The sequence below is a fragment of the Streptomyces sp. NPDC057543 genome (assembly GCF_042801895.1).
Taxonomy (GTDB): domain Bacteria; phylum Actinomycetota; class Actinomycetes; order Streptomycetales; family Streptomycetaceae; genus Streptomyces.
Genome location: NZ_JBHVFF010000254.1, coordinates 1 through 13,150, shown reverse-complemented (window position 1 = coordinate 13,150; position 13,150 = coordinate 1). Strand labels below are relative to the sequence as shown.

The 13,150-nt window shown below is 71.7% G+C and carries 9 protein-coding genes and 2 tRNA genes; 9 read left to right on the top strand and 2 right to left on the bottom strand.

Translation table 11 applies throughout. The features are described from left to right. Positions 1 to 235: 235 nt before the first annotated feature. The 7 genes from ACFU8Q_RS31770 to ACFU8Q_RS31740 all read left to right on the top strand — a co-directional run bounded on the left by ACFU8Q_RS31770 (position 236) and on the right by ACFU8Q_RS31740 (position 7,757). On the top strand, positions 236 to 1,411 hold the full coding sequence (locus ACFU8Q_RS31770) for an acyl-CoA dehydrogenase family protein (RefSeq protein WP_384460594.1): 1,176 nt from the start codon (positions 236 to 238) through the stop codon (positions 1,409 to 1,411). Beyond that, positions 1,408 to 2,367, top strand: a complete 960-nt coding sequence (locus ACFU8Q_RS31765; RefSeq protein WP_384460588.1) for a bifunctional MaoC family dehydratase N-terminal/OB-fold nucleic acid binding domain-containing protein — start codon at positions 1,408 to 1,410, stop codon at positions 2,365 to 2,367. Before ACFU8Q_RS31770 ends, ACFU8Q_RS31765 begins: the two co-directional genes overlap by 4 nt. Before the next feature lies 1 nt (position 2,368). Next, positions 2,369 to 3,541, top strand: a complete 1,173-nt coding sequence (locus ACFU8Q_RS31760; protein WP_384460584.1) for an acyl-CoA dehydrogenase family protein — start codon at positions 2,369 to 2,371, stop codon at positions 3,539 to 3,541. Next, on the top strand, positions 3,538 to 3,969 hold the full coding sequence (locus ACFU8Q_RS31755; RefSeq protein WP_384460581.1) for a MaoC family dehydratase: 432 nt from the start codon (positions 3,538 to 3,540) through the stop codon (positions 3,967 to 3,969). The genes ACFU8Q_RS31760 and ACFU8Q_RS31755 overlap by 4 nt, the downstream gene beginning before the upstream one ends. Next, a complete protein-coding gene (locus ACFU8Q_RS31750) occupies positions 3,966 to 5,132 on the top strand; it encodes a lipid-transfer protein (RefSeq protein WP_384460578.1) in 1,167 nt (388 codons plus the stop codon). The genes ACFU8Q_RS31755 and ACFU8Q_RS31750 overlap by 4 nt, the downstream gene beginning before the upstream one ends. Before the next feature lie 142 nt (positions 5,133 to 5,274). Continuing rightward, entirely contained in the window at positions 5,275 to 5,955 is a 681-nt protein-coding gene (locus ACFU8Q_RS31745; RefSeq protein ID WP_384460575.1) for a SigE family RNA polymerase sigma factor, read from the top strand. A gap of 152 nt (positions 5,956 to 6,107) precedes the next feature. Then, positions 6,108 to 7,757 (top strand): long-chain fatty acid--CoA ligase, encoded by a 1,650-nt coding sequence (locus tag ACFU8Q_RS31740; protein ID WP_384460591.1) that lies wholly within the window; start codon positions 6,108 to 6,110, stop codon positions 7,755 to 7,757. A 92-nt stretch (positions 7,758 to 7,849) separates the two neighbouring features. On the opposite strand, the gene ACFU8Q_RS31735 is transcribed toward ACFU8Q_RS31740, so the two are convergent. Both ACFU8Q_RS31735 and ACFU8Q_RS31730 read right to left on the bottom strand, forming a co-directional pair. After that, a complete protein-coding gene (locus ACFU8Q_RS31735) occupies positions 7,850 to 11,911 on the bottom strand; it encodes a PAS domain-containing protein (RefSeq protein ID WP_384460571.1) in 4,062 nt (1,353 codons plus the stop codon). A gap of 181 nt (positions 11,912 to 12,092) precedes the next feature. Then, a complete protein-coding gene (locus tag ACFU8Q_RS31730; protein WP_384460568.1) occupies positions 12,093 to 12,551 on the bottom strand; it encodes an SSI family serine proteinase inhibitor in 459 nt (152 codons plus the stop codon). A 199-nt stretch (positions 12,552 to 12,750) separates the two neighbouring features. Here ACFU8Q_RS31730 and ACFU8Q_RS31725 point away from each other — a divergent pair. Together ACFU8Q_RS31725 and ACFU8Q_RS31720 are read left to right on the top strand one after the other, a co-directional pair. Continuing rightward, a tRNA-Ser gene (locus ACFU8Q_RS31725) sits at positions 12,751 to 12,841 on the top strand. A 206-nt stretch (positions 12,842 to 13,047) separates the two neighbouring features. Then, a tRNA-Arg gene (locus ACFU8Q_RS31720) sits at positions 13,048 to 13,120 on the top strand. Positions 13,121 to 13,150: the final 30 nt, after the last annotated feature.

The window sequence follows — 13,150 nt, the reverse complement described above, 5'->3', positions numbered from 1 at the left end:
CAGCCGGCCCCGCCCGCCCGCCGGGGGGTGGGCGGTTACGGCGTGGTCGTCGGGCGCCAGGCGCCGGGGCCTTGGCTGGCACACGCGCAGGCCGCTTCGCGTTGGGCCGGCGGCCGGGTCGGGGTGTCGTCGACCTTGACAGGACAGACTGATCTGACGGACAGTCAGAAACCTTGAATGCGTGCCCGAATCCGTACGTCCGTATCCGTACGCCTGTGTCCGGGAGGCAGCTGTCGTGCACCTCGCCCAGACGGCGCGTCAGCAACAACTGCGCGCCGAACTCCGTACGTACTTCCGCAAGGTGATGCCCAGGAAGGACGCGAGGGCGGTGCCCGGGTTCGAGGACCCGGCCGGACAGCGCCGACTACTGCGCCGGATCGGCGCGGACGGGATGCTCGGGCTCGGCTGGCCCGTCGAGTACGGCGGCCAGGGCCGCGGACCCGACGAGCAGTTCGTCTTCTTCGACGAGGCATACCGGGCGGGGGCGCCCGTCTCGATGGTCACCCTCAACACCGTCGGACCGACGCTGATGAAATACGGGACCGACGAGCAGAAGGCGTACTTCCTGCCGAGGATCCTGCGCGGCGATCTCGTCTTCGCCATCGGCTACAGCGAGCCGGAGGCCGGCACGGACCTCGCGGCGCTGCGCACCAGGGCCGTGCGGGACGGTGACTCCTGGTTGATCGACGGGCAGAAGATCTTCACCAGCAACGCGCAGAACGCGGACTGGATCTGGCTCGCCTGCCGTACGGACCCGGATGCGCCGAAGCACCGGGGCATCTCGATCATTCTGGTTCCGACGGACGCCCCCGGATTCTCCTGGACGCCGATCGAGACCGTGGGCGGGCTGACCACGACGTCCACCTACTACGACGGGATACGGGTGCCCGCCACGCATCTGGTCGGCGCGGAGAACGACGGCTGGGGGCTGATCACCAACCAGCTGAACCATGAACGGGTGGCTCTCGCCGCCATCGGAATGCAGGCCGAGGACTGCTACGAGGCGGCGCTCGCCTTCGCCCGCACCTGCGACCCGGTCACGGGCCGGCGTCCGGTGGACGAGCCGTGGGTGCGGACCCGGCTGGCCGAGGCGTACGCCCGGCTGGCGGCGACGCGCCTGCTCAACTGGCGCCTGGTGGGGGATGTCGGCGCGGGTTCCCTGGCCCCCGGCGACGCGAGCGGCGTGAAGTTCGCAGGAACCGAGAGCGCGGTCGAGGTGTACCGGATCTGCCAGGAGATCACGGGTGAGGCCGGGACGATCCGGGGCGGTTCGCCCGGCGCCTTCGAGGACGGGGAGCTGGAGCGGATGAACAGGGCGGCGCAGATCAACACCTTTGGGGGCGGAGTGAGCGAGGTGCAGCGGGAGATCGTCGCGACCATGCGGCTCGGCATGAAGAGGGGCAAGCGGTGACGGGCGCGCGGGAGGAACGGGAGGAACGGGGCGGGCCGGACCGGTTGTACGAACGGCTCAAGGAGTTCGAGGGGCGGCCCGCCGCGACCGCGGGCGTCGGCAAGGACCCGGTCAACGAGCCGATGATCAGGCACTGGTGCGAGGCGATGGGGGACAGCGGCCCCGCTTACGCGGGACCCGACGCGATCGCCCCGCCGACGATGCTGCAGGCATGGACGATGGGCGGTCTGTCGGGGCACACCGACCGCTCCGAGGCGTACGAGGAGCTGTTCGGGCTGCTCGACGGCGCGGGCTGCACCTCGGTGGTCGCGACCGACTGCGAGCAGGAGTATCTGCGGCCGCTGCGGCCCGGCGACCGCATCACGTTCGACGCGGTGATCGAGTCCGTCTCGGAGCGCAAGACGACCAAGCTGGGGACGGGGTACTTCGTGACGACGCGGATGGACGTCCGCGCGGAGGGGGAACTCGCCGGGACGCACCGCTTCCGGATCCTCAAGTACGCGCCGGCCGCGGCGAAGCGGGCGGCGCGTCCCGGCGGCCGGAGCCCGCGCCCGAGGCCGGTGATCAACCGGGACAACGCCGGGTTCTGGCAGGGCGTTGCCGAGCACAGACTGCTGATCCAGCGGTGCGGCGAGTGCGCCACGCTGCGCTTCCCCTGGCTGCCCGGCTGCAGCGCGTGCGGTTGCCAGGAATGGGACACGGTCCAGGCGAGTGGCGACGGCACCGTTTTCAGCCATGTCGTGATGCACCACCCGCCTTTCCCCGCCTTCAGCGCCTCCGACGGGGGCGGGCCCTACGCGGTGGCGCTGATAGAGCTGGCGGAGGGGGTACGGATGGTCAGCAATGTGATCGGGGTGCCGTACGACAAGGTGCGGGCGGGAATGCCGGTGCGGCTGGAATTCCTCCGTGCAGACCGGGATGTGGAGCTTCCGGTCTTCCGGGGAGGCGAGGGCTGACATGGACTTCGTACCCACCGAGGAACAGGTCGCGGCGCAGGGACTGGCGGCGCGGATCTTCGGGGATCTGTCGACGCATGAACGCCTGGCCGGGGCCGGCACGGGGACGGACGCCGAGCTGTGGAAGGAGCTCTGCGCGGCCGGACTGACCGCGGCGGTCGAGGAGATCGGGCTGCTCGGCCTGGTGCTGCTGCTGGAGGAGCAGGGCCGGACGACGGCGCAGGTGCCGTTCGCGGCGAGCTGTGTGTACGGGCTGCTCGCCGTCGCCTCGCACGGCACCGACGAACAACGGGACCGGCTGCTGCCCCCGCTGCGGGACGGCACGGCCGTCGCCACCGGGGCGTTCCCGGCACGCGGCGGGACGCGGGCCGACGGCGAGGGGCGGCTGAGCGGCAGCGTGCCGTACGTGCCGTGGCTGCGCGACGCGTCCCTCGTCCTCGTCGCGGACTCGGACCGGGGACTGTGGATCGTGCGGACCGGTGATCCGGGTGTGGCGACGGAGCCGGTCGAGACGACGGCACCCTGGTCGGCCGCGCGGCTCGTCCTGGACCGGGCGCGCGCCGAGCGGCTCGGTGGTGAAAGGGCGCGGGGTGACCGGCTCGGTGGTGAAAGGGCGCGGGGGAAGGGGCTCGGTGGTGACCGGGCGGCTGAGGAGCGGCTCAGGGGCGCCGGGGCGTACGGAGAACCGCTCGGGCAGGTCGAGAACGTCGGTCGCGCCGGGGCGTACGAACAAGTGCTGGCTGCAAGCCGGATCGCGTTCGCCGGGCTGCAGGCCGGGGTGTGCGCCGGTTCGCTGGCCCGGGCCGTCGCCCACACCAACACCCGGGAGCAGTTCGGGCGTCCGCTCTCCACCAAGCAGGCGGTACTGCTGCGCGCCGCCGACGCCCATATGGACACCGAGGCGATACGCGTCACCGCGTACGAGGCGGCCTGGCGCCATGACACGGGGCTGCCGTACGGGCCGCAGGCACTGACCGCCGCCTGGTGGGCGTCCGAGGCCGGAAAGCGGGTGGTGCACGCCGGACAGCATCTGCACGGCGGAACGGGAGCGGACCTCGACCACCCCGTACACCGGCACTTCCTCTGGGGCCGTCAGCTCGACGCCTATCTGGGATGCGGCAGCGAAGTACTTCAGGAACTCGGCCAGTCACTGGTGAAGGAGGGACCGGAGTGAAGGTCGGCGAGAAGCTGGCGCCGCTGGAGATCGCGGTGACCCGCACCCTGATCGTGGCGGGCGCCCTTGCCTCCCGCGACTACCAGGACGTGCACCACGACGCGGAACTCGCCCGGGAGAAGGGCTCCCCGGACATCTTCATGAACATCCTGACGACCAACGGACTGGTCGGCCGGTACGTCACCGACCGCTTCGGCCCGTCGGCCGTGCTCCGCAAGGTCGCCATTAGACTGGGCGCGCCCAACTACCCGGGGGACACCATGGTCCTGAGCGGCACGGTCACCGCCCTCGAGGACGACGGGACGGCCGAGGTGTCGATCGTCGGAACCAACGGTCTCGGCAGGCACGTCACCGGCAGGGTGACGGTGACCGTGCATGCGCCCGCGAGTGTGACCATGACCGGCGGCGCTCCTCAGGGGGCGGCATGAGCCTGCGCGGAGCCGACTCGCTCGGTGGCAAAGCGGCGGTCGTGGGGATCGGGGCGACCGAGTTCTCCAAGGACTCCGGTCGCAGCGAACTCAAACTGGCCGTCGAGGCGGTGCGGGCCGCCCTCGACGATGCCGGGCTGACCCCCGCCGATGTCGATGGTCTGGTCACCTTCACCATGGACACCAGCCCCGAGATCACCGTCGCCCAGGCGGCCGGCATCGGTGAGCTGTCGTTCTTCTCCCGAATCCACTACGGCGGCGGGGCGGCCTGCGCCACTGTCCAGCAGGCGGCGATGGCCGTGGCGAGCGGAGTGGCCGACGTCGTGGTCTGCTACCGCGCGTTCAACGAGCGTTCCGGGCGCAGATTCGGCTCCGGAGTGCAGCAGCGGGAGCCCACCGCGGAAGGCACGGCGCTCGGCTGGAACCTCCCCTTCGGGCTTCTCACGCCGGCCTCCTGGGTAGCCATGGCCGCCCAGCGCTATCTGCACACGTACAACCTGACGCCGGAGGCCTTCGGCCATGTCGCGGTCACCGACCGGCGCCATGCCGCCCGCAACCCCGCGGCGTACTTCTACGGGAAGCCGATCACCCTGGCCGATCACGCCGCGTCGCGGTGGATCGTCGAACCCCTGCGGCTGCTCGACTGCTGTCAGGAGACCGACGGCGGGCAGGCGATCGTCGTCACCAGCGCGGAACGGGCCCGGGACCTGCCGCGCCCGCCCGCCGTGATCGTCGCCGCCGCCCAGGGGGCCGGGCGGGCGCAGGAACAGATGACCAGCTTCTACCGCGACGATCTGACCGGGCTGCCGGAGACGAGGGTGGTCGCCCGGCAGCTGTGGCGGAGCTCCGGTCTCTCCCCCGCCGACATCGATGTGGGCATCCTCTACGACCACTTCACGCCGTTCGTCCTGATGCAGCTGGAGGAGTTCGGGTTCTGCGCGCCGGGCGAGGCGGCGGACTTCGTCGCGGCCGACGCGCTGCCCCTGAACACGCACGGCGGCCAGCTGGGGGAGGCGTATCTGCACGGGATGAACGGCATCGCGGAGGCGGTCCGGCAGATCCGGGGCTCGTCGGTGAACCAGCTGTCCGGGGCGGCCCGCACCCTGGTCACGGCAGGCACCGGCGTTCCCACCTCGGCGCTGATACTGGGCGCGGACGAATGACTGAGGGGTCGACCCTGAGCCCTGAAGACGACGGATCCACCTACAGGAGGTCGGGCAGGCCCCACCCCTACACCCTGAGGCGGACGCCGTTTCGGGACCTGGGGCCGATCCCCGGGGCGGCGCCCGCTCCTAGCGTGGAGCCATGACCACGCCAGTCTGCACGGGCACCTCCGGGGGAGCTGCCATCACCGGACACATCCCGCACGGCTCGTATGTGACGCACGGAGCACACACCGCGCACGCGCCGCACACCGCGTACGTGACGCACGGAGCGCACACGCCGTTCGCCTCGCGCGCTTCGTCGTACGCCTCACGGGCTCCGCACGCCCCGTATCCGTCGTTCTCCTCGTTCGTACGGGCGCGGGGGCCCGTGCTGCTGCGCGCCGCCCGCTCGCTCACCGCGAACCCGAGCGATGCCGAGGATCTGCTGCAGACCGCTCTCACCAAGACGTATGTCGCCTGGGAGCGGATCGAGGACCACCGGGCGCTCGACGGCTATGTCCGCCGGGCACTGCTGAACACCCGGACCTCGCAGTGGCGCAAGCGCAAGGTCGACGAGTACGCCTGCGACGAACTGCCCGAGCAGGAGGCCCCCGGGGCCCCCGACCCGGCCGAGCACCAGACGCTGCACGACGCGATGTGGCGTGCCGTGCTGAAGCTCCCGGAGCGGCAGCGCGCGATGGTGGTCCTGCGGTACTACGAGGATCTGAGCGAGGTCCAGACGGCCGAGGTGCTCGGGGTGTCCGTCGGCACGGTGAAGAGCGCGGTGTCGCGAGCGCTGGGCAAGCTCAGGGAGGACCCGGAGCTGGCTCCGGTCCGCTGACGCGTGCCGGACGGCGGAACCGATTCTGCCGGACGACCCCGATTCCGTCGGACGATACCGATTCGTACTCCCGGGACTAGTGACGTACCGACTGGTATGTGAGCAGAATCAGCGGAACCCTACTGCCGCGTAGCGCCCACCGGGAGGACGCCGTGCTGAGCACCATGCAGGACGTACCGCTGACTGTCACCCGCATCCTTCGACATGGGATGACCATTCACGGGAAGTCGCAGGTCACGACCTGGACCGGCGAGCCCGAGCCGCAGCGGCGCAGCTTCGCCGAGATCGGCCGGCGGGCCACCCAGCTGGCGAACGCGCTGCGCGACGAACTCGGTGTCGACGGCGACCAGCGCGTGAGCACCCTCATGTGGAACAACGCCGAACATGTCGAGGCGTACCTCGCGATCCCCTCGATGGGCGCCGTCCTCCACACTCTCAACCTCCGGCTCCCGGCCGAGCAGTTGATCTGGATCGTCGAGCACGCCGACGACAAGGTCGTCATGGTCAACGGCTCCCTGCTGCCGCTGCTCGCGCCGCTCCTTCCCCATCTGACGTCGATCGAGCACGTGATCGTCACGGGGCCGGGCGACCGTTCCGTCCTGGACGGCGCTGCGCCCCGGGTGCATGAGTACGAGGAGCTGATCGCCGGCCGCCCGACCAGCTACGACTGGCCCGAGCTCGACGAACGCCAGGCCGCCGCCATGTGCTACACCTCCGGCACCACCGGCGACCCCAAGGGCGTCGTCTACTCCCACCGCTCCATCTACCTGCACTCCATGCAGGTCAACACGGCGGAGTCGATGGGGCTGACCGACAAGGACACCACGCTGGTGGTCGTCCCCCAGTTCCATGTGAACGCCTGGGGGCTGCCGCACGCGACGTTCATGGCCGGCATCAACATGCTCATGCCGGACCGGTTCCTGCAGCCCGCCCCGCTCGCCGACATGATCGAGCGCGAGAGGCCGACCCACGCCGCAGCCGTCCCCACCATCTGGCAGGGGCTGCTCGCCGAGGTCACCGCCAACCCGCGCGACCTCACCTCCATGGCCCGCGTCACCATCGGCGGCGCCGCCTGCCCGCCGTCCCTCATGGAGGCGTACGACAAGCTCGGCGTCCGCCTCTGCCACGCCTGGGGCATGACGGAGACGTCACCGCTTGGCACCATGGCCAACCCGCCCGCCGGGCTGACCGAGGCAGAGGAGTGGCCCTACCGCGTCACCCAGGGCCGCTTCCCGGCCGGCGTCGAGGCGCGCCTGGTCGGCCCCGGAGGCGAGCTGCTGCCGTGGGACAACGAGTCGGCCGGTGAGCTGGAGGTACGCGGCCCCTGGATCGCCCGGGCCTACTACGGGGGCGCGCACGGCGAGGACCTGCGCCCCGAGGACAAGTTCAGCGAGGACGGCTGGCTGAAGACCGGTGACGTCGGCGTGATCAGCGACGACGGCTTCCTCACCCTGACCGACCGGGCCAAGGACGTCATCAAGTCCGGCGGCGAATGGATCTCCAGCGTCGAGTTGGAGAACGCCCTCATGGCGCACCCGGACGTGGCCGAGGCGGCGGTCGTCGCCGTCCCGGACGAGAAGTGGGGCGAGCGCCCGCTCGCCACCGTCGTGCTCAAGGACGGCGCAGCCGCCGATTACGAGGTGCTGAAGAGGTTCCTCGCCGAGTCCGGCATCGCCAAGTGGCAGCTGCCGGAGCGCTGGACGGTCATTCCGGCGGTGCCGAAGACGAGCGTCGGCAAGTTCGACAAGAAGGTGATCCGCAAGCAGTACGCGGCGGGCGAGCTGGACATCACCCGGCTCTGACCGGGCCCGGGACCGGGCCGGACGGGGCGTATGACGAGGGCGGTACGGGTTATCCCGTACCGCCCTCGTCGTCATCCCCGGCTGTCCGCCGGTCAGTTCGTGCCGATCTTCGCGAGCAGGTCGACGATGCGCGACTGCACCTCGTCGCTCGTGGAACGCTCGGCCAGGAAGAGCACGGTCTCGCCCGAGCTGAGCTTCGGCAGCTCGGACCCGGCCATGTCGGCGGAGGTGTAGACGACCAGCGGGGTCCGGTTCAACTGGCCGTTGGCGCGCAGCCAGTCGACGATCCCGGCCCGGCGGCGGCGTACCTGCATCAGGTCCATCACCACCAGGTTGGGCCGCATCCGGGTGGCGAGGGTCACCGCCTCGTTGTCGGTGGAGGCCTGCGCGACCTGCATGCCGCGCCGCTCCAACGTGTCCGTCAGCGCCAGCGCGATCTCCTCGCGCTCCTCGATCAACAGCACCCGCGGCGGATGCTGTTCGCTGTCGCGCGGGGCGAGCGCCTTGAGGAGTACGGCCGGGTCGGCACCGTACGCGGCCTCCCGCGACGCCTGCCCCAGACCGGCCGTCACCAGTACCGGGACCTCGGCCGCCACGGCGGCCTGACGCAGTGACTGCAGCGCCTTGCGGGTGATGGGACCGGTGAGCGGGTCGACGAAGAGCGCGGCGGGGAACGCCGCGATCTGGGCGTCGACCTCCTCGCGCGAATGCACGATCACCGGCCGGTAGCCGCGGTCGCTCAGCGCCTGCTGGGTGGAGACATCGGGCGCGGGCCAGACGAGCAGTCGGCGCGGGTTGTCCAGCGGCTCCGGGGGCAGCTCGTCGTCGACGGGCTGCGGCGACGGACGGTTGGCGACCTCGACCGCGCCACCCGGACCGTCCAGCGGCTCCGGCCCCTCGGCGCCCTCGTCGGGTGCCCCTATGGCGTACGCGCGTCCTTCGGCCTCCGGAGTAGGCGACAGCAGCTGCCCCGAACCCGGGTTCGGGGCCTGTGCGGCGCCGGATGGAGCGGCCGGAGCGGCCGGGGACGGAGCGGGCTGCGACGAGGCGGCCGGGGAGGGCGCGGCAGGGGACGACGCGGTCTGCGGCAGTGCGGTCTGCGGAGTGCGCTCGTCCTCCGGCGGGGCGGCGAGCTTACGGCGCCGTCCGGCACCGCCGAGCGTCTGGTTCTGCTGATGCGCGATGTGCTGGGCGAAAGGCACGCCCTGCCCGAGCGTCCGCACGCTGAACGCGCGCCCCTGCGTCGAGTCCGACGAGCCGCCGGGCGGCGGAGCCTCCGCGGGCAGCGGCTGCCTGCGCGCGTCGGGTACGGGCGCGATGTTCCGCGGACGGCTCTCGGCGACGGGCGTGCTGCCGGTGGTGTGCGTGGTGTGCCCGGCCGCGGGCCACTCCGGATCGCCGCCGGGGTGGCTGTCGGGCCGGTCGTCGGTCTGCGCGGGCTGCGGGGTTTGTGTGGACTGCTGGGGTGCGTCGGCGTGACGCGCCCGCCGCCGCCCGGCCGGTACGGGGTGTGCCTGGGGCGGGGTGTGCTCCTCGTCCGGTGCGACGCGTACGGCGTCGTGGCGTCCGGGCAACGAGGCGTCCGCGTCGACGGCCGCGGACGGGGCCCGGTCGGCCTCCGCGGGCGGCAGAGCGAACGCGGTACGGGGTCCGGTCGGCTCGGCCTGGGCGGAGTGCTCCTGCGCGGCCGCCAACGCCCGCCGCGCCCGCCGCCCGGTCGGCTGAGACGCCGGTGCGGGCACAGCCCCGTCGCCGACCCGCGAGAGGTCTTGGGAGGCGGAGGCAGAGGCGGAGGAGGCAGCAGAGGCGGAAGCGGAAGCCGGCAGAGCCAACTGGTTCTCACCGCCCTGGTGCGCCCGGTGGCCACCCGCCGGCACCGGCATCGGCATCGGCATCGGACCCTCGGCCGGAACCGGAACACCCTGCGGCGGCACGGTCCGGCCACGCTGCGGACTGCCACCGCCACCCTGCGCGCCCTCGGCCGCCGTCACCACCGCCCCTTCGGACGGTGCGGAGGCGGCCGGAGGCAGCGCCAACGCCTGCCCCGTCCCGGCCCCCTGCTGCTCGTCAGCAGGCCCCCCGGGTCGCCGGGACTGCTCGGGCAGCTGAGCCGGAAGCGCGTGCTGAGTACCGGTCTCGGCCGGGCTCGGCCGCCCCCGCCTGCGCCCTGAACCCTCGCCCTGCTGGACGGGAATCATGTCGTGCGCGCCCTGCGTCTCCTGCGCCGCGGGTTCACGACGCGCCCGGCGCCGCCCCGTCGGCTCGGCTGCGGCGGTGTCACCGGAACCGGAACCGGACTCGCCCCCCGCCCCGGAACCACCCACAGGGCTCTCCAGGAACGCGTCCGTGGAGGCCCGCCGTGCCCGCCGCCGTCCACCGCCCGACGTACCCTGACCTGCCATCGACCCGGCCCCCGGCTCGGCCCCCGCCTCGGAGCCCGGCTCAGGCGCAGAACCCGCCTCCGGCTCGGGCGCCGGTGGCATCACCGTTCCCGAGCCCTTGCCCAGCGGCACTTCGAGTACGTACGCGCTGCCGCTCATCCCCGGCACCTCGTGCGTCTGGAGCACGCCGCCGTGCGCCCGCACGATCCCGCGCACGATCGGCTCGTGCACCGGGTCTCCCCCGGCGAACGGTCCACGCACCTCGATCCGTACGACCTCACCGCGCTGCGCCGCCGCGACGACGACCGTCGAGTCGACGTAGCCGCCGCCCGGCACCAGGCGGGCCTTGCCGGTCGAGTCGACCCCGGCGACATCCGCGACCAGATGGGCGAGCGCGGTCACCAGCCGGGCCGCGTCCACCTCGGCCTCGATCGGCGGCGCATGCACCGCGAACTGGGCCCGCCCGGGACCGATCAGCTCGACCGCCGCGTCGATGCCGGCCGTCACGACCGAGTCGAGCAGCACGTTCGCCTTGACGAGGTCCTCCGAGCCGGCGTCCAGGCGCTGGTAACCGAGCACGTTGTCGACGAGCGTGGTCATCCGGGCATAGCCCGCGGCCAGGTGGTGCAGGATCTGGTTGGCCTCCGGCCACAGCTGGCCGGCCGGGTCGGCGGCGAGCGTGGAGAGTTCGCCGCGCAGCTCCTCCAGCGGCCCGCGCAGCGACTCGCCCAGCACGGCGGTGAGCTGGGTGTGCCGGGCGGTCAGCGCGGCGAGCTGTTCGGCCTGCGCTTCCAGTTCGGCGGTGTACCGCTCGGCCCGGTCGGCCTGTTCCGCGCTGTGCCGTTCCGTCAGGGCGGTGACCTCGGCGGTGTGGCTCGTGGTCAGGGCGGTGACCTCGGCGGTGTGGCTCGTGGTCAGTTCGTCGACCTCGGCCCGGTGCTGCTCGGCGAGCTCCTCGTACGGCCGGCGGTCGGTGAACGTCATGACCGCACCGACCAACTGGTCCCCGTCCCGGACCGGCGCCGTGGTCAGGTCGACCGGCACCTGCGCACCGCTCTTGGACCACAGCACCTGCCCGCGCACCCGGTGCTTGCGGCCGGACCTGAGGGTGTCGGCGAGCGGCGACTCCTCGTACGGGAACGGCCCGCCCTCCGCCCGCGAGTGCAGGATCAGCGGATGCAGCTCCTGGCCGCCCAGGTCGCTGGCGCGGAAGCCGAGGATCTGCGCGGCGGCGGGGTTGACCAGGACGACCCGGCCGTCCGTGTCCGTACCGACGACACCCTCGGCCGCGGCCCGCAGGATCATCTCGGTCTGCCGCTGCGAACGGGCCAGTTCGGCCTCGGTGTCGACGGTTCCCGACAGATCCCGTACGACGAGCATCAGCAGCTCGTCACCCGTATAGCTGCCGCTGTACGTGCTCTGGAAGTCGTTGTACGCGGCCTGCCCGTCCTCCAGGCTGGCGCTGGTGACCTCGACCGGGTACTCGGTGCCGTCGGTCCGCCGCGCGGTCATCCGTGTCGGCTTCGTACGGCCCCGGTCGTCGGCGGACTCGGGGCGGCGCATCGACCCCGGAATCAGCTTGGAGTCGAACTCCGGCAGCAGATCGAGAAGCCCGCGCCCGACGAGCGCGGTGCCCGGCGTCTCGAACATTTCCAGCGCGATGGTGTTGGCGTTGACGACGGTGCCGTTGCAGTTGACGAGCAGCAGCCCGTCGGGGAGTGCATCGAGTATGGCTGCGAGGCGAGCAGCGCCTCGGGATGGCCTGCTGCTCACGACGACGCTTCCTCCCTGGTTACCGCACCTTGCCGACAGCGGGCCCCATCTTGCCCCTCGGGCCGCAGGCTGTCACGGAAGGAGTCTAAAGGCAGGGAAGGGGCGCAGGTCGGCGGATGAGGGGGAGCTCTCACCAAGGTTGTGTGCACGGGGTGCTGCGGAAAGGCGTACAGACCCCCGCTCATCGGACGCTGGGGAGCACGGGCCGCAGATTGTTCCAGCGTGAGATCTCGCAGCCGCTGCTCCGCGCGAAGACGGTGTCGATGCTCCGCCCGCGCCAGGTACCGGTGACCCGGGCGGTGGCCGGCCCCCCGAATTGCTGCGTGCACATCGCGTCCCGGGGCACCGGCGTGAACGGGGCCGCGCCCTCGTCCGCCAGTTCCTCCAGCCGGTCGCAGGCCTGCTGGGCTGCCGGGTGGCTGCCGCCCGTCGGTCCGCACTCCAGCTCGAAGACGCCGTCGGCCGTGGGGTCCCCCGAATCCGAGATCGTCACCGTCAGCCGGGTACGGGCATCGTCCCCGTGCAGCAGCGGCAGCGGCAGCGGCAGTGGCAGGGGCGCGGTGGCCGCGGTCGCGGCCGGCACGGCGGCGGACAGCGCGGCGAGGGACGCGACGGCGGTGAGGGCGAGACGGCGCAACATGCGGACTCCTGTGCTCGTGCACTTCGACGGGGGCGAACGGCCTCCACCCTCACTAACGCTCCACACGCCACGGCGTTGCGCAACCGCAGGCGCTTTGCCCTCGTGCCCGACTGCCTAGTACCGTAGGCACCGGTTGGTGACGCGGCGCTCAGCTGTGTCATCATCTGCACGCACCACTCGCGCTCGCGCGAGGTGTGCTGGAGGCGTCGCCTAGTCCGGTCTATGGCGCCGCACTGCTAATGCGGTTTGGGTCTTAAAGCCCATCGAGGGTTCAAATCCCTCCGCCTCCGCCCCATTACCGAAGCCCCGTGCCACTGGCACGGGGCTTCGGTCGTATCCGGACCCGGGCGGCGTACGCCGTGCGCCGCCCGACACCGCCAAACAGGGCGTTTTCGCAGGTCAGAGGTGGTGCGACTTAAGGATTTCGCGCTACGGCGCAGGTCATGTAATGTTGTTCCCGCAACGCCGACCAGGCAGAAAAGCCCGGGAAGCACAAGCACTCGTAGCTTAACGGATAGAGCATCTGACTACGGATCAGAAGGTTGCAGGTTCGAATCCTGCCGAGTGCACAGCAGGCCAGAGGCCCCCAGGAGAAATCC

Excerpts from the sequence above, each read along its gene's own strand:
- ACFU8Q_RS31760 (WP_384460584.1), top strand. The coding sequence starts at position 2,369 with ATGGACTTCGTACCCACCGAGGAACAGGTCGCGGCGCAGGGACTGGCG.
- ACFU8Q_RS31750 (WP_384460578.1), top strand. The coding sequence starts at position 3,966 with ATGAGCCTGCGCGGAGCCGACTCGCTCGGTGGCAAAGCGGCGGTCGTG.
- ACFU8Q_RS31745 (WP_384460575.1), top strand. The coding sequence starts at position 5,275 with ATGACCACGCCAGTCTGCACGGGCACCTCCGGGGGAGCTGCCATCACC.
- ACFU8Q_RS31730 (WP_384460568.1), bottom strand. The coding sequence starts at position 12,551 with ATGTTGCGCCGTCTCGCCCTCACCGCCGTCGCGTCCCTCGCCGCGCTG.